Here is a 20,132-nt window from a genome sequence, read left to right on the forward strand (position 1 = left end):
CGCTGTCACCCACCATCCGGTTGGAAGAGAACATGGGCCGATCCTAACAGAGCAATGCGTCCAAATCATTTCGTTTTGCCATACGCCTTTACATCAAAAGGCAAACCGCTTGGTGTGACGACAAAATCTACATCGCGCAGACCAGCCCATCATTGGTAATTCTTTGCCCATTGATCTGCATCAGGTTTACTTTTCTGACTCTATCAACGTCAATATCGCCCTTGAATATCAGGCCATTGGAGCTGATGACTGACACGTCGTAGTTCTTCGAAATGGTGCCGGTTTCTTTTGCGACCTTACTCAAAGCACCGCCAATGGATTTGGCAAGGCTGGCAACAGAATGGGCATCATGTGGCTTCAGGTCTTTGCCTTTGCCTGCCATGAAGTCGTCGAATATCGCGGTGGCTTCTCGTTTGAAGTCATCTCCCGGCTGACCGGCCAGGGTGCGGGGAATTGCGAATAGAATTTCGCCCGGTTCATGGTCGGTGAGTTCTTTCAGGCGACCGCCAGTTTTCAGCTCGTCGTGAATAACGGTGAACAATCTGGCTTGATTGTTGATGGTCGTGGAGACATACATCAGGGTAATTTCCCCCGGAAAGTACTTTCCAAACGGCTTTATCAATTCGTCGATCAGGCCATCAGACATGCCTCGGAGCTCGGCCTCATCAACAATCGCCCTGCCCTCGAGGTATCTGTTGGCCCAATCCATAGCTTGGCCACAACCTCCTGCGACTGTGGCATGGTTATCGGATTGATGAACCTTCACGTATTTGTCGTCAGCCAGTTGCCCCTGGCGAAACATATATTTGTCGGCTATCAGAACCGTTTGCGAACCCAGATGCATCGCCACCAAAATCGTCATTCTTCTTACCCAATCTCATCAAAATTGCCGGCGACACCGTATAGGTAAAGCTTACCAGCGGAGATACCGCTACAGCGATACCCTAAACCCCACACACCAGAGATCGATCCTGGCAAACCAGGTGCCATCGTGTTTGCCCACGCCAGCGCGGATCATGCGGTTTTTGGGGTCGAGCGGAATTTTCGCGAACTTCAGGTTCTGCATGGCAGCCTCTTTATTTTTATTGTTATGTGGGCTTTGGTAAACCGATTAATCAGGGGGTATAGCCGTCGACCTCGTACTCCCAACGCTTTTCCATGAGCTGATTCAGGTTCACAACGCGGCGCTTCTTGAAGTTGATCTGACCCTGGACGGTCAACCCAGTCGAACTTTTAACGCCAACATCGAACAGACTGGAAATGCTTGGGGTGGTCTCAGCAAGTCGAGTGAGCACCTTACCGACAGAGAAGAGCAACTCGGTAAGGCCTTTGGTATTTCCAGGATTCAGGGTGTGGGCCTTGGTCGCCATGAACTCGTTGAGTATCTCAGCAAGCTCAGCTCGCAAGTCCATCCCCTCTTCTTTCGACAGCCCTGCTGGGATGCCAATTTCGAACTGACCTTTTAACAACTCACGCTGTTCCCTAACTCGACCGCCATTCGGTAGATCCACGAGATCAAGGTAAAAGAGTTTTGCCCTCTCCTCAGCTGTCGAAGCGATCAACAAGGCCGTACGCTGATGTTCTAAGGCCGTACCGTCTCCGAAAGGATCTTGAGCATGCTTTAGGAGCGCTTCAGATAGCTTCGCTACATCCTCACCATTGGAAATATCCTTGTCCTTGATGTGATTTAACGCAAAGGTACCCAATGCATGGCTTCCACCTTTAACCGCTGCATGATTCATTGCAACTTTCAACTTTTCTTGGGTGTCGTTGACGATCATGCTGCCCGTTTCTGACAAACGCTTATCAGAAATCAGGATGGTGTGGGTGCCGAGATGCATACCGACGAGTACAGTCATTTGCCCAGATCCTTACAATGTTGGCGAAGGGTCATCTGCCCTTAGTGCTTTTTCCTGCCGGGCCAAGATCGTCTTGACCGGATTACCCTTAACCTCAATGACGCCCTGGAGCTCGATGCCGAGCTTGCTCGCGGCGAACCACCGGTGATGTCCATCTTCAAGCGAGAACACGCCGTGGTCGTCGACAGAGACCTCCACAGGCTCATCGAAACAGACCGACCTTACCCAGTCCATGCCGCTCTGCTCGAACTTGTACTCTGGGTTGACCAGGTCGTCTTTCCACTTGATCTTCAGCTCCCTGGGCTTGAACGAGCAAATGTCGCCACCCTTGCAGCCGTAAGCCATGAGATCGAGCTCGTCGACGTCCATTTCCTCCAGCTCGCGCTGGGTGTAGATCTTGCCACCCGTTCCGGTGGGACGTGGTTTGCTCACAACGAAGGCCCTTCATCATCGTAGGTGTGGCGCCTGGCACGGGTACTGGTGACTTCAGGCTCATCAGGTTCATCGGATTCATGTTCGAAACTAGCACGGAATGCCTTGCCGTCGTCAGACAGGCTCTCTGAGTGTTCGATGTGGCCATAAACTTCCTGGGCGCGGTTGAGCAGCTCGGTAGCAAGCCCTTGTCGGCGCATATCGTTGGCCACGTAGATTTGGTCGATGACACCATCTTCAATTCGCAGGCCGGCTACCACCTCCCCGTCACGATAGAGTCGGAAGCGCGGACAGTCAGCCATGACCATATCCAGGTCATAGTCGATTTCGACCACTTCACCCTCATACCCGTAAGCACCACCGATGCGGGCGTCATTCGGTTTTAGCAGCACCCTGGCGGCGCCGTTGTCGATCATCAGCTCGTGAGCGAGTCGGTCGAGAGGTTCAACGAATGTTGGTGGCAGACCGTCATGGGTAAAGAAGAACTCGAAGCCAGCCCGCTGCATGAAGACGACAGGCTCTGCATCAGTTTCAACCCTGTAGGCGCCAGCCCATTCGTCAACGGCGATGTAGTCATCCAGCGTCTCCCCGTCTTCAAGCAAGCCACTGAGGTCACAAACCTCAGAGAACTCATCAAATTGGATGCGCTCAGCCTTAGCCACCAGAGAATGCCAGACCTGGTCGCCTTCGTCGTTGACGCGCAGACGGTTACAGGAAAGCGCGTACTGGAGTTTGTTGTCGGTCATGAGACTAAATCTTCGGAGGTGTCGTGCGTCTTTACATCATATGGGGTGAGCGCAGTCTTCTGAAAGCGGTCGATCTTCGCTTGCGGCTATGCTTCCCTTAGCGGATGGCGCGGATAGTATTGAAATACGTAGGTGTCTGATATCCCTTGTGATCTCAAAGAATTCCTGACCGGGGAAGGCTTTTCGTGGGACATGAAAAAGGCCACCCTTGCGAGGTGGCCTTAGCTTCAAACTTCCTTGCCCTTGGATCTTCAGTGGTGCTCTTAACCTGCTGACGATGTAGCCCAAGCGCCTACACCTTCAGAGTACACATGCCGAACATGTGGTGTCTATCAGGCGCTGGTGCGCATCGCAGAAACCGCTGCCTCGGCATTGGCCCGGCGAGCAGCTTCCGCCACTTCCTTCAGGACAACGGTTTTACCGATAGGCGCCAGGGAGATCCCTGCCAGCTTCAGGTGCTGAATGCCGAACGGGATACCGATGATGCTGATGAAGCACAGAATGGCCGAGCCGACGTGACCCAGCGCCAGCCAGATGCCGGCGAACAGGAACCAGATAATGTTGCCCAGCATGCCAAAGCCACTGTTGCCGATGTCGTCAGTCTGGCTCAGCTCTTTGCGGCTAACCGCCTCTTTCCCGAACGGAAAGAACGAGAACTGGCCGATGACGAAGCACGCCCTGCCCCACGGGATGCCCACGATGGTAAGGAACGCGATGAGACCGATGAACCACCAGGCCAGACCCATAACGATCCCGCCCAGGATGAACCACAGAAAATTGCCAATTGCGCGCATTGCATGTTCCCTATGCCGGCTGTTCCGACAGGCTATTGTGAAAAGGGTTGTAGGGTTATCTGTCGAGCCCTGAAGACTCGTAAGACTGGCGAATCAAACCGCGTTCAGGTCTGGCGTCCCAGAAAGCCTTCTTTTCGGGCTCACTGGCGCCGCTCAAAAGCGAGTTTAGTACCACGCTCAAGGACGAGTCCGGCTGCTGCAGCATGCGAGGATCACGCGCTTTATCCAATATGGCATGTTCAAGCCACTGAGGATAACCTTGCGCCCGGTCTTTCAGGATCAGTGCGTCGATTGCAGATGTGCCCAGCAGAAAGCCGGAGAGGACAATCTTGGGATCAGCGACCCGCCCTTCAAGGCGCTGAGCAAGCGTCTGCAGGTTTCGGCCAAAGTTCACCCTGCCCTCTGGGCTGTGGTAATGGAATCCACGATCAAAGAACGAGGCGCCTCGGTTCATATCAAGGAACTTCGATTGGAAGGCGATCTCGTAGAAGCTGTCGTGATCATCCAGCCTGTCCAGGTTCTTTTGGAAGTCCTCGGGGGAGCTCCGCTCGTCATGCAGCAACCCGTTGAAGATCTCCTCAGTCGCCGTCACGCACTCATCGACTGATACGAGGGGAGCGCCATCGTTCACCAGACGCAAGATCTTGGCTATCGATGGATCTTTTCGGCCAAGAGGAGAATGGTCGGCAATGCTCGAAAAAACATACTTGAAGAAGGCTGCATGATCATCCCAGTCAGGGGACTTAACGCGAGTCTTCTCCAGTTTTTCCATGAAGACGCTCAGGTTCGCAACGTGCTCCTGTGCGTGCTCCGCGTTGTTTGCGGCGTATCGAACATCTTCAAAGGTCGCGTACCTGCTGGCCAAGACGTAGCCCGCGCTGCTTTTGGTAAATGGCTCGTAGGCGTTGATCTTTAACGAATGAGCATTGAGACCCAGTGCATCAGCTTTGACCTGAAAACCCTTCTGGGTGGCGCTGACGTAGCCGAACAGTCGAGGGTGATCCACCAAATCGCCGATTTCTTCCAGGGCGGCGTGGTATTCACGTTCAGGCAGGAATGGAGAAGCCGCCACTACGCCAAGGGCGCAATAATAAGGCTCGACGATCCTTTCAGCGAAAAGCTGAACGCTCGTCGGCACCTCGGTGCTAAGAACCTCAAGTACCTTGAGTTCTCGAGCCGCTAAGACCAGATCTAGACAGACCTCAGAGAACTCATTGGACTTCAGTTTCTCCATATCGGGCTGAAGAATCGTGCGCCCAGCGCTTTCGAAGTAGTTTCTGAACTCTTCTGGAGTAAATTTCATTTTTTCGTCTTCTAGAAAAGGCTTCTACGCCATCGTAGCACTGTGCCAGATACCGAAACAATTGATCGTGCCATGCCACAAATTCGAGCAAGCGAACATTCTGGATGGAGGCTACCCACCCCACCGAACATTGTGGCTCTTCCTGTTAGGCCTTGGCGCAGGTAACAGCTTCGATTTTCAATTTGAGGAAGGTTCGCATCTGAAAAGCCAGGCTTTTTTCAGGAGTGAGGCCGGTCACATCCGATAGGAAGTTCACACAGTCGTCGACGCGGAGGTACGGATCCCCTTCCTTGTCTCGTAGAACCATATGCGGGTATTTCAATTTGTCTTGCTCCAGCACTGCAGCAGGCGCTGTGGACACAGATGCTCCGCACAAATGCAGATAGCGCTCCATGGCCTGCTCAAGGCTTTTAGTAGCCCAGGGCGCCAATGCTGCAAGGATGTTGTCAGCCTGCTGCATGGTCATGGCCAACACTTCAGAAATCGGACGGGTCATGGGTGAGGCCTACTTAAAATGAATGTTTGGCCAGCTGACGCTTGCGGTCTTCCAACTGCTCGGCGGTCACGTAGCGGCCACGCTGGAGGTTCAGGTTGCTGCGAGAGTATGAGCGAACGAGTCTTTGCGCCACTGCCTGTTGAGTTACCTCGGTGGTACTCGCTGGGATGACGACAAGCGATGGGAGCAGCGACTCGATAACTCTTCTTAGCCAAAGGAGCGGCCTGTTTTCGCCTTGTTCTTGCTGCATTATCTTCGTGACCTTAGGGCTGGTTTTGAGTGATCAAATTGTGTCAATAAATCCTATTGTTTGCTACCGAGTGTTCCCGCTAACGGTAGACGAAGGATCTGCCCTGCTTGATCACCCTGATTTGACACAGGAGAGTTGAGAACTTAAGGTTGCGTCCCTGCTTAGGCAGGCAACATATTGAAATACTTGGGGATTCAGTGCTGGCATGCGTGCCGGCAGCGGCTGAATCCATACCGGTTAGATTTTGCTGGAGACTGATATGGCCAACACCTGCCCTATCTGCGAAAAGGGAACCCTGGTAGAGCAACAGGGGCACAACACCATCCCGTACAAGGGGTTTAGACTCAGCGTCCCGTTTGTCTATTCCCGCTGTACGCAATGTGAGTCAGAGGTCGCCACGGGCGATCAACTTACGCGAAACAAGCAAACCTGCCTGGACATGAAAACCGACGTCAGAGTCCACATCAATCAGCTAATGGCTTCCACTTTCTGATCCTCGCGATGTATTGCCGGGTGGTGCTGAGCAACCATTCGAGCAAAGTCGGTCGCCTGCACGCGCCTTGGAGGGCTGTTTCCATATCCGGCACGAATTTCACGTGCGGATGAAAGGCCCATGACCCCAGCGGGCGACCGGTTTCACGATCAATCGTAATCCCTGGGGTCACCACGAAAACTTTGATACCCACGGCAAGCGCCATCCCTACTTCCACCAGGGCGCCCTTCAGCGGTAGATCCTCAGGCTCGACATACAGCACGAGCCTCTCGGACGAGCACACCTCCTCCTGGATCTTAAGCCACAGATCGGAGAGATCAGCTGGCTCGTTGTCCCCGGTGGCATCAATCCATGAGGCGCTAATCGCCCAACCATCGGAACGAAGCTTGCGCCAAGCTGCGGAGCGCTCTGGAATGCTCGCCCGGCTGGCGATGTAGGTGCCTCTTCTCGAAGGCTTCTGGTGTTCGGTGGTCACTCTCGCAACTCTCCTGTTTTTGGGTGGTGCAGCCTCAGCCATTCTGCATAGGCCTCATCGCTCCGCCCCCACGCCTCTAGCTCTTCCTTGCGCTCAATCATGTCAGCGAAGGAATTTTCATCGAGCAGGAAATCCAGGTGATCAGGCAGGACTCGATCCGGAACTATGGTTTTCAACGGCCCCCATGACCTGATGGGCTCAGGCTTTTTCCGGCGCCACAACCAATTTATGGGCATCGTTGAATCCTCTACAGCTCATGTGGCTTAGTTTTCCAGACCTTGCAGCAGGTGATATCAACAGTGCCAGCCTTCCCTTGTAACTCCACCACTGGCGAGTGCCCATTGAGGAGATACGCCGGCGTGCTGGTCAGGTACTTCTTTTTGGCGCCCGCAGGATGTGGCCGGTACTCGATCTCAGTAACGCCGACCTCAATCCGCTTGTTCCAGGTATCGACCTGATGTTTGGGTTTGTTACCAATCATACGGCTTGGGCGACTGCTGGCTGGATCACGTTGTAGCCCATCTTGTGAGCGGCCTTACGCAGGCGCAGTGCAAAGGATGCACGATCAATCGACGAGTCGTTATTAGGCCATACGGTGCGACCGAAGAAGTCAGCTACCACGTTTGCAATCAAATAGGCATCTGGCGCCCCGGTACCGGTCTTGGCCGACTCGGCTTTAGCCAGGTCACTGGTGGTGTAACGGGCCAGTCGAGCCCGCTCTGCGGGATAGAGGGAGAACATGCCCTGCAGCTCAGGCTCGGACAAGTAGATCCCGGTCAGGTTACCGATATAGGTGCAGGTGCCGGCAACTGCGAGGCCCTGTGGCAGCTTACCCGCCCCTTCGAGCTCTGAACGCATGCGCATGTTGCGCTGCTGGACGTGCTGCGCCTGTGCAAGCTCTTGCTCAGCCAGGGCCATGAATTCTTCTGGGTTGTAGATAGGCATTACTGACTTGCTCCTGAAACAGAACGAAATTTTTGGTAAGCCTTAACAATCTCTTGAGTATCCTGGTCTTTATAGGACTCAAGCAGATGCTCCAGCTCGTGGGTTTCCAAATGCTCGGCACGACGGCCCTCGAACTTACCCGTCTTGACCAGGCCAGTAACGCTTACCGGCTTGGACTGGATTTCGAGGCGGATGTGTTCGCTCTCCAGGACGGAAGTTGCAGGAATCTTGCCGTACTTTTGAAGCAAGCCGACCGTGCGGTCGAATTTACGACGCGCCTTGGACTGCTCAAGGCCTTCCTCGATCTTGTCCAGAGAGCCTCCGAGCGTCATCTCGGCCAAGAACAGAATCCCAACACCGATTCCAACCGGGACAGGCGCGACCATCATCGCAATCGATACAGGAATTGCCCCTAGCTCGGAATACACGACCACCCGGCCAATGTCAGTCGCCAGGCCGACACCTCTGACAACGGAGCCCAGGGCCTCGTCTCTCGCATCGAGCACGGCGTCTTTGGCGGTAAGCACTGTGGATTCGATAGTCCCCACCACGGCATTCTTGGCGGACTGCACCTGGGCCTCTAACGTCCCAACCACAGCACCTTGTGCCTTTTGCGCCGTTTCAATCACGGCAACGTGAGTACGCTGTGCGGTACCGACCACAGATTCCTGGGCCCGCTGCGCCGTTCCAGTTACGGATTCCTGTGCTTTTTGTGCAGCATTTTTGAGCGTGTTGAGATGCTTGAGCATCGTCATTTTCTCCGGAGTTCCAACGGTGGAGGTGCTAAAACGCTATGTAGCCGGGGATTATGTTGAAAGGCCAATAATTGTCAAGAATTGACAGGTTTCATATTGCGTTTGATTCAATGGCTGGGTAGTATCAAATCACTATCAATCTTCGGTTTGGAACGAACACATGAAGACGACGGATCTGACTCAGAGCGAGACCATTCGCTACATCGACGCCGGGATCGCTCACCATAAAACCGATGTGCTGGGTCAAACCACGCCATTTGAAGCAAAGCATTACTTCGCAGCCGGCTATGCCATGGAAATGACCCTGGTTGGCCTTAAATCTATCGAGGACATCAAAGCCGATGTCAGTCTGTTCGTGCTGGCTGCCATCGAAGGGAAAAACATCGGTCAGTCGATCACCGTCAACGACGTAGTCTTCACCGCCTCCGCGCAAGACCTCGGGACTGTGATCAAAGCTGCGGATGGAAGACTCGTGGCCGAGATCGAATCCCCAAGCCTGGATTCACCTATGAAAGCCCACATCGCAGATGATTTTGTAGTCTACGGGCAGACTCTGCTGCGCCACGCTCTAGTCGGCGAGAATCAGGAGCAGGCCTATCTCATCGGTGTCTTCTACCCGCTGAGCCTGATCATGTCAGCTATTGGCCTTGCCTCCATGTCTGATCACCAGCACGCAGCCAGCGCCTAACCCCATGAAATCCTGTATCCAGCCACTGTGGAGACCAACATCTTGCAACTGACCAGCGAAGAAACCATCCGCTACATCAATGCGGGCATCGCCCTTCACAACACCGACGTGTCGATGCAACAGACGCCTTACAACGCCGAGGACTACCTGGCAGCCGGCTACATCCGCGAGAAGTACCTGGAGGGTGTTGAGGTGGCCAAGTCGGTACACAACATGGTCACCGGGTTCGTGCAGGCTGCGTTCGAGCGTGAAGAGGTCGGCAGCTCGATGTACGTCAACGGCCTGGAGTTCGTTACCAAGATCCAGGGTTCAATCCTGGTGATCTACGCCGGCCCGCCCGGAAAGATGATTGCGACCATTGATGTGAAAGGCCTGCAATCCCCGATCAAAGTAAATTTTGGTGACGGTTTCAGCGCCCACGGCGAAGTCATGATCCGCCATGGTGAGGTCGGCAAAGAGCGTAAGCATGCCTTCCTGATCGACAAGTACTACCCGGTCAGCTTGGTGTCTGCGGCAATTGGGTTTGCTGCAAGAAAACCGTCTGCGAGCTGAACACCGACCAATGAAAAAGGCGCCTACTGGGCGCCATTTCTGTTTTTGGTTACACTCAAAGCCCGTGCTTGGCCTGGAGTGCCCTCAGCGCGAAGATGACCGGGATATCTGATGCACTGGGCTGACTGTAGGGGTTTGCGATCTTGCCCTCGGCAATCGTGCCTGCGTGGTTCTCCCAGAAGTTCTTGCACTCCAGGAGCTTGGCCATCGCCTCGGCCTTCCGGTGATAAATCGCCCGTTTGATGCCGTTTGGCGCCCCCGGAGCCAAACCGTTGATATCGAAATGTCCTCTGACGATGTTCTTGTAGGTACACCAGATGAGGGTGCCATCTGCCAGCTCCTGGTAATCCTGCAGCAGCGCCTTGACCTCCACGGCCTCAGCCTCCGACTTAGGCTTCCACTGCGAATAGAAATCCTCGCCGACGCCAGATCCTGACCACGGATCCGCACTTGGTCTTTCGCCCAGGCGAATGTCGATCACCGTCCAGCATTGAGTGCCTTCATACAGTTCCATGGCCGCAAGCACCTGCTTGTCATCCCAGTCTCCCCTGCCATGATCAACAACCAGCGATGTGCGGCCTTTCTCGATTAAAAGCTTGGTTTTCATGGTGAGGTAGCCCGGTTATTTGACGTCGACACAAACCACGCCTTCCCAAGTGTCGTAATCAGTCCAGTCCAAGCCTTCAAAGATTTTAAGAAGCTCGTCGAAGAACGGGATCACCTCTGCCGGCGCCGGGCCTTCTTTGCCTAGTTTGCCCAGATCGAAGTCGCCCCACTTCATTTGAATGCTCTCAGCCGCAGGTTTGCCAATGAAAGTGACTAAATCGCTGTCTCCAGGATTGATTCCCATGGTTAGCCCTGCTGCCTTCACCCTCGTCCACAGATCTTGGAGCCCATCTGCATCTTCGAGGATATTGCGTGCGGCGTAAGGCGCATTCACTTTTAACGTGACGCACTTTCCCTGGACTGTCGTTATCTGAGGCATGGGGTCTCCTGGTTGGTTTTAAGTTTTTTATGCGAGAAACCAATGGCGAATAGGCCCGGAATTACTCGCATGTCAGATTGATAGCGGCACATTAAAGTGGCTCATCAGGCCCTTGTCAATTTATGCCAATCTTTTCTTTTCCCTGCGGATGGCGCACCATAAAAGTTGCCGGACTGCATGGCGTTTCAAATATTCCAAAAATAAGCGCCTCCTGCGCCTACTTGGCGAATCGGGAGAGACGCATAAAACAGGAACGTTCCGCATGGTTGATCGCAAAGCCACCGCTTCGCCCGCTGCTCCCATCTATTACGTTCTGGACACGAACGTTCTGATTCACGACCCCAACGCCCTTCTGAACTTCCACGAGCACCACGTCGCGCTGCCGATGACCGTGCTGGAAGAACTCGACAAGCTCAAGACCGGTAAGCACAGCGTGGCCGCTGAATGCCGCCAGGCCATCCGCCTGATCGACAAGCTGCTCGGCGATGCTTCGCCCGAACAAGTCGAACGCGGCGTCCCTATTCCCCGTGGGAAGAATGAACCGCAGGGTGTGCTTCTGATCCTTCAGGACAATCCTGAGGAAGAGCAGCGCGGGGAGACGGTCAACGACAACAAGATCATCAACCAGGCACTGGCGCTGCGTGAGGCTCGCCGTGAGAGCAACAAGGTGGTTCTGGTCACCAAGGACATCAACATGCGCCTCAAAGCGCGTGCGCGTGGCCTGGACGCCGAGGATTACAGCTCCGACCAGCTGCTCGATGACCTGGATCTGCTCCCAGCTGGGTTCCACCACCTCACCGAGTCCCTGTGGTCGCTCGTGACTGATGTCGATAGCCGCAACCAGCGCGATGGTACCTGGCACAGCGCCAAGCTCAAGCAGCCAATCCAAGGGCTTTGCGTGAAAGAGTTCATCGTCGACCCCGAGGGCCCCATCTTCTGGGTCACCGAGATGGATGGTAATGAGCTGACGCTCCTGGAAATGAAGCCCGAATTGCTGCTGAGCCATGAAGCGTGGGGCCTGATCCCTCGCGATATCTACCAAGCGATGGCGCTGAAGTGCCTGCTCGATCCGGACATCCACCTGGTCAACCTGACGGGCTCGGCTGGCTCCGGCAAAACCATCCTGGCGCTTGCTGCTGCTATCGAGCAGACGATGGTCTCCAAGATCTACGACAAGATCATCGTCACCCGCAGCGTACAGGGCCTGGACGAGGACATCGGCTTCCTGCCAGGTACCGAGTCGGAGAAAATGGAGCCGTGGCTGGGCGCGATCATCGACAACCTGGAAGCCCTGCACGCCGAAGACGAGTCGTCTTCCGGTAGCATCGAGTACATCCTCCAGAAGGTGCCTCTGCAGTTCAAATCCCTGAACTTCATGCGCGGGCGCAGCTTCCAACGAAGCCTGTTAATTGTCGACGAGTGTCAGAACCTCACGCCGCACCAGATGAAGACCATCATCACCCGTGCCGGCGCCGGCTCAAAAGTGATTTGCCTGGGCAACCTGGCGCAAATCGACACGCCTTACCTGTCGGCCACCAGCTCTGGCCTCACGTACCTCACCGAACGCTTCAAGGACTTCAACAACGGTGCTCACCTTACTCTGCAAGGCGTGCCCCGCTCCATCCTGGCTGAATACGCTGAAGCACACATGTAGGTCACCCAAAACAAACAAGGCGCCCTGTGGGGCGCCTTTTTATGGCTTGGAATTCCTATCGGGTCAGATCCACAAGATGAGGTTTGCCATCAAAGTTGAAAGCCAGGCCGCGATCAGTTTCAAACCACAGAGCGTCAAGATCGAGGTCGGCTTTGGGTTTGTGCATACTCCCTGGTGCCATCCTCGACATAAGACCCCGGTCGTAAGATTTTCTCATCTCTTTTTGATGCTGTTGGCCAGACCCATAGATCCTGATGCTGTTTGCCACAATGGATAGGTGTTCATCTTCGCAAAAACCTGCCGGATCAGCGAACTCGCCCACCGTGTACTCGAATTCATTCCTGCGGCTGATGAGGCAGAACCCTACGTGCTGCTTGAGCATGGCCATGTAGACAGAGAAGCCCCGTTTAGTCTGGAGATTCAGCTCCACAAACATAACGTGGATCCCAGGTTTGGTTGGCCTTTCAGCTTCAAATGGGGATTCGTCGTCTTCCAGTGAGGGATCCATGACGGCTTTGGTTATGGCGTCGAATTGAGTCCTTACGAGCTCTTGGACGGCCAGGAAGCGCGCAGATCTTTCTTTGTGCGGCGCGGAATCGTCCTCAATGTAGACGTTCACGCGATAGCATCCCTTCGAGATGTCGAACATTGCTGGAAGGTCAATGAGGTCTGGCCAGGAGTACACGTTTACAGCGGCACCTAGTCGATCCAAAACCCTCAGGACTTCAGCCGCACGGGCGCTGCTCACAAAGATGTGACCGCCATACATCCCGCCAGCCCTGGCAGCTCGCAAATAGGCATCGAGCATCTGACTGCTCTGGGTGTCAGTGGTGGGCCTCATGTAAAACCCGAATTTAAGCTGGTCGGGGGTGATGAAGCTGGAAAGCTCCATTACTTTCTCGGGACAAAACCTAGATTTCAGATTCTCGAAAAACCTGCCACAGAACATCGTGCTCTCCTGAATGTTGTTGATTATTGGTCATAAAAAGGCGCCCGTGGGCGCCCTTGTGTTACTGAATCCTGGTGATGAACTACATCCCCATGCTCGGCGAATCATCGATCTCGCGTGTGCGCTGGCGTGGCCGTTTCACCGCAGGTGGCTCAGGTGCTACCGGCTCTGGCTCCGCCCGCTCGCCGGTCAGCGCAAAGATAGCCTGGCTGGCGTCAAAGATACGGTACTCCAGGGTGCGCATGTTTACGCCGGTGCCGTTGTAGATCGCACCGTCAAAACCGCGCTTCCTGGCCTCGTTGACGAACAAAGGATCGTCGAGAATCGGGTAGATGTCGAGGTAGATTTCTTCCAGCAGGTGTGGCGCCTTGGCAGCCACCGTGGCCACGTCCCCATATTCTTCATCTGGGTCGATATTGCACTGCCAATTGTCCGTGTTGTACACGTGATCCTGATGCTTGATCAGGAGCTGGAGGGTTAGCTCCTCCCCGACGCTCTTGACCATGTCGGGATATTCAATGAACGGATCTGCCCAGTTGACGACTGGGTTGGTGATATTGAGATAGACCGGATAGACCCGGTGCGCCTTGCTGTGCCAGTCGCTGTAATCCCTTTCGTCAGTGTACTCGCCGTCCTCGTCCACGCCGGCATAGTGGTTGGCCACCCGGACGTTACCGAATGAGTACGATCCCAGCTTGGACTGCAGGCTCAGCTGATTCCCGCAGTGCACGCCGTTCTCACCCCGGAAGAGCAGCAAAGGCTTGCCATCTTCACCTACGGCTTGAGTCTTGGCCAGGTCTGGAAAGGCTTCGGCCTTTTTCTCGTTATTCTGCATGGCTTCTACTCACGTCAATTTTCTGCTTTTGTTTGTTGTCAAAGCGCCGAACGCACTTTGATGCCCAGCTGGTGCCAGGGCTGAAGTTCTGACATCTCATACGCTGCGCACAACAATTCCGACAGGCCTGTAACCGCTACCATGAAGGCGATGCAGTCCCGGTCATTACACAGGTACGCGGCCCCCTCTTCCAGGGTCAACAGATGCCGGTAAAGCTTGAGGTCGGCGATGACCTGCGACCGGTCTTGCGCGGTGCCTTCTTCGCTCGTGGCGTTGATGTAACGCCGCAACCCATTTTCCAGGAGCTGGCGAGACTCCTCGGGGAGACTTCTCACAAGGTCTTTCGCCGTTGTGCCGAACATGTTCATTTCCCAAAGCAAAATATGGCGTCCTGTTCCATCAGGGAGAGTTCGGTCTTGATCCGAAAACTGGAGCGCTGGTGATGACGCTGACTTTATTTTGCCTGACGCCACGCCCACCTGTCTCCAGGTGGGAGGTGAAATCATGGCCTCTAGATTCCGAGCTCTTGGATGAACGCCTTGCCGCGACCGTGGACAGACATCGCCTCGACATACTTCTGTTCTTCCGTGAGGTCGTACAGGGCTTGCAGCATCGGGTCATGCTGAGGTTTTGGACTGTCGACCAGGACTGCCATTGGCGCCGTGGACAGAATACCCAGGAACCCTGGCTGCTTTAGGTTGCGCAGGCATTGCTTAACCATGAATTTGTAGTCGACCGGGTCGTTCTTTTGCTCTTCAAACTGAAGTCTGTCCAGAGTCATGAGCTGAAAGCCCTGGTAGCAGTCAAATCCAGCTTTGTGCATGTGGACGATAAACTGGTTTACAGCATCCGCGTTCAAGGCCTTGGTCGTCGCGAGCCGATAGATGAATTCTGCGGGCGCTTTACCCAGCAATTCAGGCCGGAACATAGCACCCCACTCTGGGCTCATGTCCAAGCGTTTTACCTTAGGCCTTTTAAACTCATCGCACGAGACCAGGAAGTCCCAGTACTCTTTGAGCGTGCCCCCGTAGGCCTTTCTGATCCAGCGATCATTGAGGCTGAACTTGGGATTTACGGCCTGATACTCAGTCATGTACGCGAGTACGTCTTTGGCTATTTTTGCGATATGGCTATCGCTCAAGACCAAACTGGGCGCGATTTTCTTGATGTGGTCGAGCGCGTGATAGTCGTCGAAATGCAGTGCCGACCTGATCAAGGCATCAGTCATCTCGGAAAATGGCACTTTTCCAAAGAAATCGAGATTGCGCAGCTTTCCGTCCTGGTCTCGGTTAAGCGACACAGGAGCGTATGTGCGGTCTTTGGGAGCAAAGGCAGGCGGAGTCATTGGATTGGTCGGATAAGCGTCCAGAAGCAGCTTGAGGTGCTTTCCTGACGTCCCATTGCGCACCATGAAGCGCATGGCCTGATCGGTGGTGGATTTTGTGTACAGCGCTTTGATTAACCAGTCGATGACGTACTCACTCGACTCCTTGGTTTTCAGATCATCAAGACTCAGATCGTCAAAGTGCTGAACTGTGAAACGACGGGTGTTGTTGACCACCTTGCTCATCTCTTTCCAGCTCTTGCCCCGCTCCATCAAAAAGTCCAACAGCTGTTGGAGCTCTACGCTGTCACCGTCGACGAAGCACGTTCTGCCGAAGTCCTGGAGTTCACTCCCGGTGAGCTTTTTCACGACGCGGGCCAGGGTGGCAAACGGCATCTCAGGCTCGCGAAGCTGATCGATCTGGCTGACATCGGTGAATTTAACCGAGCACGATGTGATAAAGCTGTCGCAAAGCTCCAGAGGAACGCCCGTGCTCTGGTGGAGGAACACCAGCAGGTCTTCCCGGTGCGTCACCGACTTATCATCGGGGCCCTGACGGACGAGGTTGGGGTACTCAGCTCTGCACTGGTCAATGAGGGATTGATCAAGTCCTCTGTCGCCGATGCCGGCCACCGATAGGTACAGCTCAAGCTGGAGATAGAGCCTTTGCTCATGGTCTGAAATCATGGCTGCCTTGCCTGTTTATGCGGGGTATCCCATCATTTTGGAACACCCCGCAGGCAGATGGCCAGATAAATCTACTGCCCTGGATCAGGCCGTAGGGAATGACGGTACCGGGCCGTCATGGAGGCTGTGCAGAAACGGTCTGGTGTACTCGCGCTCCGTGTCGACATCGATGGCGCCTGCTGCTGCCAACATCCCCTGAACGAGGCCCAGCTCTGCGCTGACCTGGTTGAGGTTAAAGCTCAGCAGGTGGTTAAGCACCATCAGGCAGCGGGTCGCCGCGTAACTGACCCTGGCATCGGTTTCGCTGTAGGCGTTTGCCATCTTGTTGTAGCGAATGAACAACTGGCGCATGACCTCGATTTCGTTTGGCTTGATCGTGCCCACGTCGTGTTTCAGGGAGCCATAGCCCTCCCAGGAAGTGAGCTCGCAGCCAATTTCATGGAATTGGAGTACGCCGGAGCAGAACCCTAGCCAGCGGCTGAGTTTGTCCTCTGGGTACTTGTCCAGGCCAGCCGCCCCTTCCTCGCACAGGCGCAGCATGTGATCGGCGCTGCAGTTGGGTTTCGGATCTTGGATATCCCTGCCCACGATTTCGATCAGACCTAAGAGGTACTTGAAGTCATCGCCAATCTTGCTCTGCTTTACCGGGGTCTCGATCTTTAGGGTGATCGGGCCTTCTCTGGTCATCGCCATGCGCGTTGACTCTGTGACACCGGTATCGCCGGCCTCCAGAGGGCCTGAGTCGCGGTTGACTGGCCGGTGCTGAACCTCAGCCTGATAGTCTTCAGCAACGTACTGGATGTTGGCCATCGGATAGATCTTGAGGGCGCTGGATGGCATCTTTGCCGTGAAGAACTCGGCGTTGTGCTCGGTGCTATCGGCTTCCAGCTCAATCGGCAGGTGCGTACCCTTAAGATGGATAGCAACCTTCATCAGCGCCGGGGTGTTACGGGCTACAAGCATGCCAGGGTGAAGCTCGACATCAAACAGGTCGGCCACCGGGTACTTGAGGACAGTGCCGTCCGTTCGGTAGACGCAGTAGAAGCCAGATTTGGCGTAGGCATTCTTGGCTTCCAGCTCAATGCGCTGGGAGGTGGACTTAAGCCTGATAAGGACTTTCAAGACGGAGCTCCTGGAGCGTGTACGGCGATGAGCAATTGAAGCTCACGACCTTAAGATTCGTTTGGTTCCAACATGCTGCTGCCCTTGATTCAAGAGGACTCTTGATCTTTGGCTTTGACATCGCTGTCGGGTTGAGCCGGCTTCCAGATGAAGACGAGGCGCCCTAGATGGCAATCAGACAACATGCTGAGCAGGAAAAAGGCCAGGAAGAAGAAAATCGGGCTGAGCCGGTCTGTACGATCAGGGAAAAACACACTGACGAACAAGGCAATGAACATCTGAACAGAGCCCAGGCCAATCAGGATCATCATCTTCTTGCGGTATTTCGCCGCTTTTTGAGCGTCTTCGTCACTCATGCAAGGCACCAATGCTGGATATTGAGACGGGGTCGATCATACAGATGCGGGTCAATACATGCCAAATGTATGAGAGGCGTAGCCCGCTACGCTTGATTGGCGACTCTCTCTGCATCCGCCCGCTGGCTTTTACGATTATTGAACCTTCAGAGCGCTATTTTCTTCTCGAACCCAGATTAAGAGTGTTCGCGCTTTATCAAGGAATTCGCGCACCCACTCAATCTCAAGCCCCTGGTCGCGAAGATAGTATTCTGCATCCCATGTAGCTTCAAAGGATCCATGATATTCCGTAAAAGCCCTGTAAATCATGTTCATGGCCTTTAGCGCATTCTGCTGACTCACGCCCATCTCGAGCAGTTGATGAGCGCAGGCGACAAAATCCACCTTCGAGGCCTCATCTCGAAAACCTGGCATGTTCTTAAAAACTGAGAGGCGCATACGGAAAATCACTGTGGCATGGTTTCCCATGAGGTTCTTCCTTCAATTGTTTAACCGCAAGAAACTCTTACGAATGACTAGGTCTATGGCCTGTCATGGCGTCGGAGAAGAGGAGTGCCGGCGCCAATATTTCGGTCAACCCAAGAACTAAAGCTCTGCCTTCAGTTCTGTGATCCGCTGCTGGAGCGTATCAAGCATTTCTGAAATACCAGCGGCGCCTGGACGCCTGCTCCGTAACTCGACATAGTCAGCCTGGAGCCCTTCAACAAGGGCGATTTTCTCCTCAGTGGAGAGCACACGCTCGAAAAAATGAGGCATGTGGCTTGTCCTGGAGCTCACCATGAAGCTGTGAGCCCAGTCCTGGGTGTATTCGCAGCATGGGCAGACCCAGCCCTGCTCCGTGGCGATCAGTACGCCTTTGTCGCCACCCTCCTCGCCATGCGGGTCATCCCCACGGTTGCCGCAGGTGAATGGAGGCATCTTGTGCCCGAAGTCGGTACCGGTCTGGTATTCGTTCAAACCCTGCACCTGTACAGCGGTGAATGGTGCCCGGATTTTCTCGAGTATTCCCATGGATCAAAACCTTTCGTGGTTGCTGAAAAACGCTGGATCGGGAGAGTACAACGACTAGAATAGGTTCTCCAGAAAAACCGACTCCAGCTCGTAAGGATCAAGATGTCCGGCTTTCGAATGCTAAATATTGACAGAATCAAGGGCGAGCTTTGCGTAGGCCTTAGCGAACAGGTAAAGACCTTTGACCCGGTAGCAGTGTTGCTCTGGCTCCGTACGGTTCAAGACTTCTACCGCAATGATGGCTGCAAAATGAGTTTTGATGAACCGACCCGCCTATTTCTGATCGATGCGGGCGCCGGCGCAATGGACACCATAACAGCCATGTCCGAACCTGGTCGCCTTCTGCTTGAGGTCGTCGGTAAAGCCCTCTCCATGCCCGCCAGGGATGATTTTGACGATAACCTTGAGCTGATAGCCCAGGTGCTGGTGCGTGCTAAGACCCTGCAAGCTCATAAGGGGAAACTGAAGCTGGTTTACACGGTTCGCAGGCCTCCAGGTGACGGGCTTACGCTGATCGTCTCGTTGCGCTCTGACGTGTATGGCTCCTTCGGCCTTGAGGCCGGCTTGCTTGTAACAAACGCCCTACTGGCCGCGCTTAAGCGTGAGCGGCAACGTGGCGTTTACCTGCTTAACCCACCTGTCCCTGAGGGTTTTGATCGTAGTGCATTGCGACCAGGCCCGCGCTACGACAATTGGTTGGATGGTGATGCCCTTCGCATATTCATCAATCACGTCCTCACGTTGAGTACTGAGGAGATCAAGGCAAACCTGAAGCTCATCAAGTCAGTGCGTGATCACTACCTGTCCTTCGAGAAAGGCCTGGAGGATTAGTCCTCGGCGTCCGTGGCAGCACTCTGAATTAATCGAGGGTGCTGCCTGCAGGAGTTCCATGATCCGTTCCTCGGTATCTGTGATTTTTGTGGCAGGCCCGCTCGGATTAAACTGCTTCAGGGGCTGACAGAGAGTAGCGATACACATGCGTGCCTTCGATCAGGGCGCGCACGATGCTGCCGGCATCCAGCAGCTCACTCACGCACGTTCCGAGGCTTACGCAGCTCTCGGCCAGGCCGAGGTCTCGGCGAAGCTCAGGGGCGGTCATGGGACGCTTGGCTAGAGCATCGAGCAGGCGCCGATGGGTTTGGGAGTTTAGGCGCTCTGGGGCAAACGTGGTACAAGATGGTGAGGCTGTAGTGGAAGCTAGGTTCATGCTGCTCTCCTGGTGAATCTAAAGCTCCGGGGCATAGGTTTTAAGCGCCATGCTTTGTTTGGAGACAAAGACGCTGATTGCTATCAAAAAGAACCGTCAATATATGGCAATTAAAGATCATCAGCAAGCGTAGGAAGTGCTGAGTTCATTGGTATTGAACCTAGATTGACACCCAGCGGCTGCGCCCTTAGCATGAACCCAAGCACAACCCCCA

General features: G+C 54.5%; 26 protein-coding genes. 4 read left to right on the forward strand and 22 right to left on the reverse strand.

The window, feature by feature from the left end; translation table 11 throughout:
• Nucleotides 1–127: 127 nt before the first annotated feature.
• From DKB71_RS33625 to DKB71_RS33680, 12 genes are all read right to left on the reverse strand, one after another.
• Nucleotides 128–862: a hypothetical protein gene (locus DKB71_RS33625; protein ID WP_408602022.1), complete on the reverse strand. Its 735-nt coding sequence runs from the start codon at nucleotides 860–862 to the stop codon at nucleotides 128–130.
• A 69-nt stretch (nucleotides 863–931) separates the two neighbouring features.
• Nucleotides 932–1,066 carry a hypothetical protein gene (locus tag DKB71_RS33630; protein WP_408602023.1) on the reverse strand — a complete coding sequence of 45 codons (135 nt, stop codon included), beginning with the start codon at nucleotides 1,064–1,066 and terminating at the stop codon, nucleotides 932–934.
• 49 nt (nucleotides 1,067–1,115) lie between these two features.
• Complete coding sequence (locus DKB71_RS33635) at nucleotides 1,116–1,859, reverse strand: hypothetical protein (RefSeq protein ID WP_408602024.1); 744 nt, start codon at nucleotides 1,857–1,859, stop codon at nucleotides 1,116–1,118.
• A 12-nt stretch (nucleotides 1,860–1,871) separates the two neighbouring features.
• Nucleotides 1,872–2,291: a ParB/Srx family N-terminal domain-containing protein gene (locus DKB71_RS33640; protein ID WP_408602025.1), complete on the reverse strand. Its 420-nt coding sequence runs from the start codon at nucleotides 2,289–2,291 to the stop codon at nucleotides 1,872–1,874.
• A complete protein-coding gene (locus DKB71_RS33645) occupies nucleotides 2,288–3,037 on the reverse strand; it encodes a GNAT family N-acetyltransferase (RefSeq protein ID WP_408602026.1) in 750 nt (249 codons plus the stop codon). Before DKB71_RS33645 ends, DKB71_RS33640 begins: the two co-directional genes overlap by 4 nt.
• Nucleotides 3,038–3,369: 332 nt before the next feature.
• A complete protein-coding gene (locus tag DKB71_RS33650; protein WP_408602027.1) occupies nucleotides 3,370–3,831 on the reverse strand; it encodes a YccF domain-containing protein in 462 nt (153 codons plus the stop codon).
• 55 nt (nucleotides 3,832–3,886) lie between these two features.
• A complete protein-coding gene (locus DKB71_RS33655; RefSeq protein ID WP_408602028.1) occupies nucleotides 3,887–5,134 on the reverse strand; it encodes a hypothetical protein in 1,248 nt (415 codons plus the stop codon).
• Nucleotides 5,135–5,279: 145 nt separating this feature from the next.
• Nucleotides 5,280–5,630 carry a hypothetical protein gene (locus DKB71_RS33660; protein ID WP_408602029.1) on the reverse strand — a complete coding sequence of 117 codons (351 nt, stop codon included), beginning with the start codon at nucleotides 5,628–5,630 and terminating at the stop codon, nucleotides 5,280–5,282.
• Between the two features lie 714 nt (nucleotides 5,631–6,344).
• Nucleotides 6,345–6,848, reverse strand: a complete 504-nt coding sequence (locus DKB71_RS33665; RefSeq protein ID WP_408602030.1) for a hypothetical protein — start codon at nucleotides 6,846–6,848, stop codon at nucleotides 6,345–6,347.
• A 247-nt stretch (nucleotides 6,849–7,095) separates the two neighbouring features.
• Complete coding sequence (locus DKB71_RS33670) at nucleotides 7,096–7,329, reverse strand: hypothetical protein (protein ID WP_408602031.1); 234 nt, start codon at nucleotides 7,327–7,329, stop codon at nucleotides 7,096–7,098.
• Nucleotides 7,326–7,793 (reverse strand): hypothetical protein, encoded by a 468-nt coding sequence (locus DKB71_RS33675; protein ID WP_408602032.1) that lies wholly within the window; start codon nucleotides 7,791–7,793, stop codon nucleotides 7,326–7,328. Before DKB71_RS33675 ends, DKB71_RS33670 begins: the two co-directional genes overlap by 4 nt.
• A complete protein-coding gene (locus DKB71_RS33680) occupies nucleotides 7,793–8,542 on the reverse strand; it encodes a hypothetical protein (RefSeq protein WP_408602033.1) in 750 nt (249 codons plus the stop codon). Before DKB71_RS33680 ends, DKB71_RS33675 begins: the two co-directional genes overlap by 1 nt.
• A 166-nt stretch (nucleotides 8,543–8,708) precedes the next feature.
• Between DKB71_RS33680 and DKB71_RS33685 the strand changes: the two genes are divergently transcribed.
• A complete protein-coding gene (locus DKB71_RS33685; RefSeq protein WP_408602034.1) occupies nucleotides 8,709–9,236 on the forward strand; it encodes a hypothetical protein in 528 nt (175 codons plus the stop codon).
• A 42-nt stretch (nucleotides 9,237–9,278) separates the two neighbouring features.
• A complete protein-coding gene (locus DKB71_RS33690; protein WP_408602035.1) occupies nucleotides 9,279–9,788 on the forward strand; it encodes a hypothetical protein in 510 nt (169 codons plus the stop codon).
• 55 nt (nucleotides 9,789–9,843) lie between these two features.
• On the opposite strand, the gene DKB71_RS33695 is transcribed toward DKB71_RS33690, so the two are convergent.
• Nucleotides 9,844–10,395, reverse strand: coding sequence for a hypothetical protein (locus DKB71_RS33695; protein WP_408602036.1), 552 nt, complete (start codon nucleotides 10,393–10,395; stop codon nucleotides 9,844–9,846).
• Between the two features lie 15 nt (nucleotides 10,396–10,410).
• Nucleotides 10,411–10,773, reverse strand: coding sequence for a hypothetical protein (locus DKB71_RS33700; RefSeq protein WP_408602037.1), 363 nt, complete (start codon nucleotides 10,771–10,773; stop codon nucleotides 10,411–10,413).
• A 262-nt stretch (nucleotides 10,774–11,035) separates the two neighbouring features.
• Here DKB71_RS33700 and DKB71_RS33705 point away from each other — a divergent pair, with 262 nt between their 5' ends.
• Nucleotides 11,036–12,427, forward strand: a complete 1,392-nt coding sequence (locus tag DKB71_RS33705; RefSeq protein ID WP_408602038.1) for a PhoH family protein — start codon at nucleotides 11,036–11,038, stop codon at nucleotides 12,425–12,427.
• A 55-nt stretch (nucleotides 12,428–12,482) separates the two neighbouring features.
• Here the strand turns inward: DKB71_RS33705 and DKB71_RS33710 are convergent, their stop codons facing one another.
• The 8 genes from DKB71_RS33710 to DKB71_RS33745 all read right to left on the reverse strand — a co-directional run bounded on the left by DKB71_RS33710 (nucleotide 12,483) and on the right by DKB71_RS33745 (nucleotide 18,711).
• Nucleotides 12,483–13,376: a hypothetical protein gene (locus DKB71_RS33710; RefSeq protein WP_408602039.1), complete on the reverse strand. Its 894-nt coding sequence runs from the start codon at nucleotides 13,374–13,376 to the stop codon at nucleotides 12,483–12,485.
• Nucleotides 13,377–13,458: 82 nt separating this feature from the next.
• Nucleotides 13,459–14,211, reverse strand: a complete 753-nt coding sequence (locus DKB71_RS33715; protein ID WP_408602040.1) for a hypothetical protein — start codon at nucleotides 14,209–14,211, stop codon at nucleotides 13,459–13,461.
• A gap of 38 nt (nucleotides 14,212–14,249) precedes the next feature.
• Nucleotides 14,250–14,573, reverse strand: a complete 324-nt coding sequence (locus DKB71_RS33720) for a hypothetical protein (RefSeq protein WP_408602041.1) — start codon at nucleotides 14,571–14,573, stop codon at nucleotides 14,250–14,252.
• Between the two features lie 149 nt (nucleotides 14,574–14,722).
• Complete coding sequence (locus DKB71_RS33725; RefSeq protein WP_408602042.1) at nucleotides 14,723–16,222, reverse strand: hypothetical protein; 1,500 nt, start codon at nucleotides 16,220–16,222, stop codon at nucleotides 14,723–14,725.
• A gap of 84 nt (nucleotides 16,223–16,306) precedes the next feature.
• Nucleotides 16,307–17,344, reverse strand: coding sequence for a hypothetical protein (locus tag DKB71_RS33730; RefSeq protein ID WP_408602043.1), 1,038 nt, complete (start codon nucleotides 17,342–17,344; stop codon nucleotides 16,307–16,309).
• Nucleotides 17,345–17,433: 89 nt separating this feature from the next.
• A complete protein-coding gene (locus DKB71_RS33735; RefSeq protein WP_408602044.1) occupies nucleotides 17,434–17,700 on the reverse strand; it encodes a hypothetical protein in 267 nt (88 codons plus the stop codon).
• 135 nt (nucleotides 17,701–17,835) lie between these two features.
• On the reverse strand, nucleotides 17,836–18,168 hold the full coding sequence (locus DKB71_RS33740; RefSeq protein WP_408602045.1) for a hypothetical protein: 333 nt from the start codon (nucleotides 18,166–18,168) through the stop codon (nucleotides 17,836–17,838).
• Nucleotides 18,169–18,285: 117 nt separating this feature from the next.
• Nucleotides 18,286–18,711, reverse strand: coding sequence for a hypothetical protein (locus tag DKB71_RS33745; protein ID WP_408602046.1), 426 nt, complete (start codon nucleotides 18,709–18,711; stop codon nucleotides 18,286–18,288).
• Nucleotides 18,712–18,813: 102 nt separating this feature from the next.
• On the opposite strand from DKB71_RS33745, the gene DKB71_RS33750 reads away from it, so the two are divergent.
• Nucleotides 18,814–19,542, forward strand: coding sequence for a hypothetical protein (locus tag DKB71_RS33750; RefSeq protein ID WP_408602047.1), 729 nt, complete (start codon nucleotides 18,814–18,816; stop codon nucleotides 19,540–19,542).
• Nucleotides 19,543–20,132 lie beyond the last annotated feature (590 nt).

It is taken from the genome of Pseudomonas sp. PLMAX, assembly GCF_046042685.1.
GTDB lineage: Bacteria > Pseudomonadota > Gammaproteobacteria > Pseudomonadales > Pseudomonadaceae > Aquipseudomonas > Aquipseudomonas putida_AE.

Excerpts from the sequence above, each read along its gene's own strand:
- DKB71_RS33625 (WP_408602022.1), bottom strand. The coding sequence starts at position 862 with ATGACGATTTTGGTGGCGATGCATCTGGGTTCGCAAACGGTTCTGATA.
- DKB71_RS33630 (WP_408602023.1), bottom strand. The coding sequence starts at position 1,066 with ATGCAGAACCTGAAGTTCGCGAAAATTCCGCTCGACCCCAAAAACCGC.
- DKB71_RS33635 (WP_408602024.1), bottom strand. The coding sequence starts at position 1,859 with ATGACTGTACTCGTCGGTATGCATCTCGGCACCCACACCATCCTGATT.
- DKB71_RS33645 (WP_408602026.1), bottom strand. The coding sequence starts at position 3,037 with ATGACCGACAACAAACTCCAGTACGCGCTTTCCTGTAACCGTCTGCGC.
- DKB71_RS33650 (WP_408602027.1), bottom strand. The coding sequence starts at position 3,831 with ATGCGCGCAATTGGCAATTTTCTGTGGTTCATCCTGGGCGGGATCGTT.
- DKB71_RS33655 (WP_408602028.1), bottom strand. The coding sequence starts at position 5,134 with ATGAAATTTACTCCAGAAGAGTTCAGAAACTACTTCGAAAGCGCTGGG.
- DKB71_RS33660 (WP_408602029.1), bottom strand. The coding sequence starts at position 5,630 with ATGACCCGTCCGATTTCTGAAGTGTTGGCCATGACCATGCAGCAGGCT.
- DKB71_RS33670 (WP_408602031.1), bottom strand. The coding sequence starts at position 7,329 with ATGATTGGTAACAAACCCAAACATCAGGTCGATACCTGGAACAAGCGG.
- DKB71_RS33675 (WP_408602032.1), bottom strand. The coding sequence starts at position 7,793 with ATGCCTATCTACAACCCAGAAGAATTCATGGCCCTGGCTGAGCAAGAG.
- DKB71_RS33680 (WP_408602033.1), bottom strand. The coding sequence starts at position 8,542 with ATGCTCAAGCATCTCAACACGCTCAAAAATGCTGCACAAAAAGCACAG.
- DKB71_RS33685 (WP_408602034.1), top strand. The coding sequence starts at position 8,709 with ATGAAGACGACGGATCTGACTCAGAGCGAGACCATTCGCTACATCGAC.
- DKB71_RS33695 (WP_408602036.1), bottom strand. The coding sequence starts at position 10,395 with ATGAAAACCAAGCTTTTAATCGAGAAAGGCCGCACATCGCTGGTTGTT.
- DKB71_RS33700 (WP_408602037.1), bottom strand. The coding sequence starts at position 10,773 with ATGCCTCAGATAACGACAGTCCAGGGAAAGTGCGTCACGTTAAAAGTG.
- DKB71_RS33705 (WP_408602038.1), top strand. The coding sequence starts at position 11,036 with ATGGTTGATCGCAAAGCCACCGCTTCGCCCGCTGCTCCCATCTATTAC.
- DKB71_RS33710 (WP_408602039.1), bottom strand. The coding sequence starts at position 13,376 with ATGTTCTGTGGCAGGTTTTTCGAGAATCTGAAATCTAGGTTTTGTCCC.
- DKB71_RS33715 (WP_408602040.1), bottom strand. The coding sequence starts at position 14,211 with ATGCAGAATAACGAGAAAAAGGCCGAAGCCTTTCCAGACCTGGCCAAG.
- DKB71_RS33720 (WP_408602041.1), bottom strand. The coding sequence starts at position 14,573 with ATGTTCGGCACAACGGCGAAAGACCTTGTGAGAAGTCTCCCCGAGGAG.
- DKB71_RS33725 (WP_408602042.1), bottom strand. The coding sequence starts at position 16,222 with ATGATTTCAGACCATGAGCAAAGGCTCTATCTCCAGCTTGAGCTGTAC.
- DKB71_RS33735 (WP_408602044.1), bottom strand. The coding sequence starts at position 17,700 with ATGAGTGACGAAGACGCTCAAAAAGCGGCGAAATACCGCAAGAAGATG.
- DKB71_RS33740 (WP_408602045.1), bottom strand. The coding sequence starts at position 18,168 with ATGGGAAACCATGCCACAGTGATTTTCCGTATGCGCCTCTCAGTTTTT.
- DKB71_RS33745 (WP_408602046.1), bottom strand. The coding sequence starts at position 18,711 with ATGGGAATACTCGAGAAAATCCGGGCACCATTCACCGCTGTACAGGTG.
- DKB71_RS33750 (WP_408602047.1), top strand. The coding sequence starts at position 18,814 with ATGTCCGGCTTTCGAATGCTAAATATTGACAGAATCAAGGGCGAGCTT.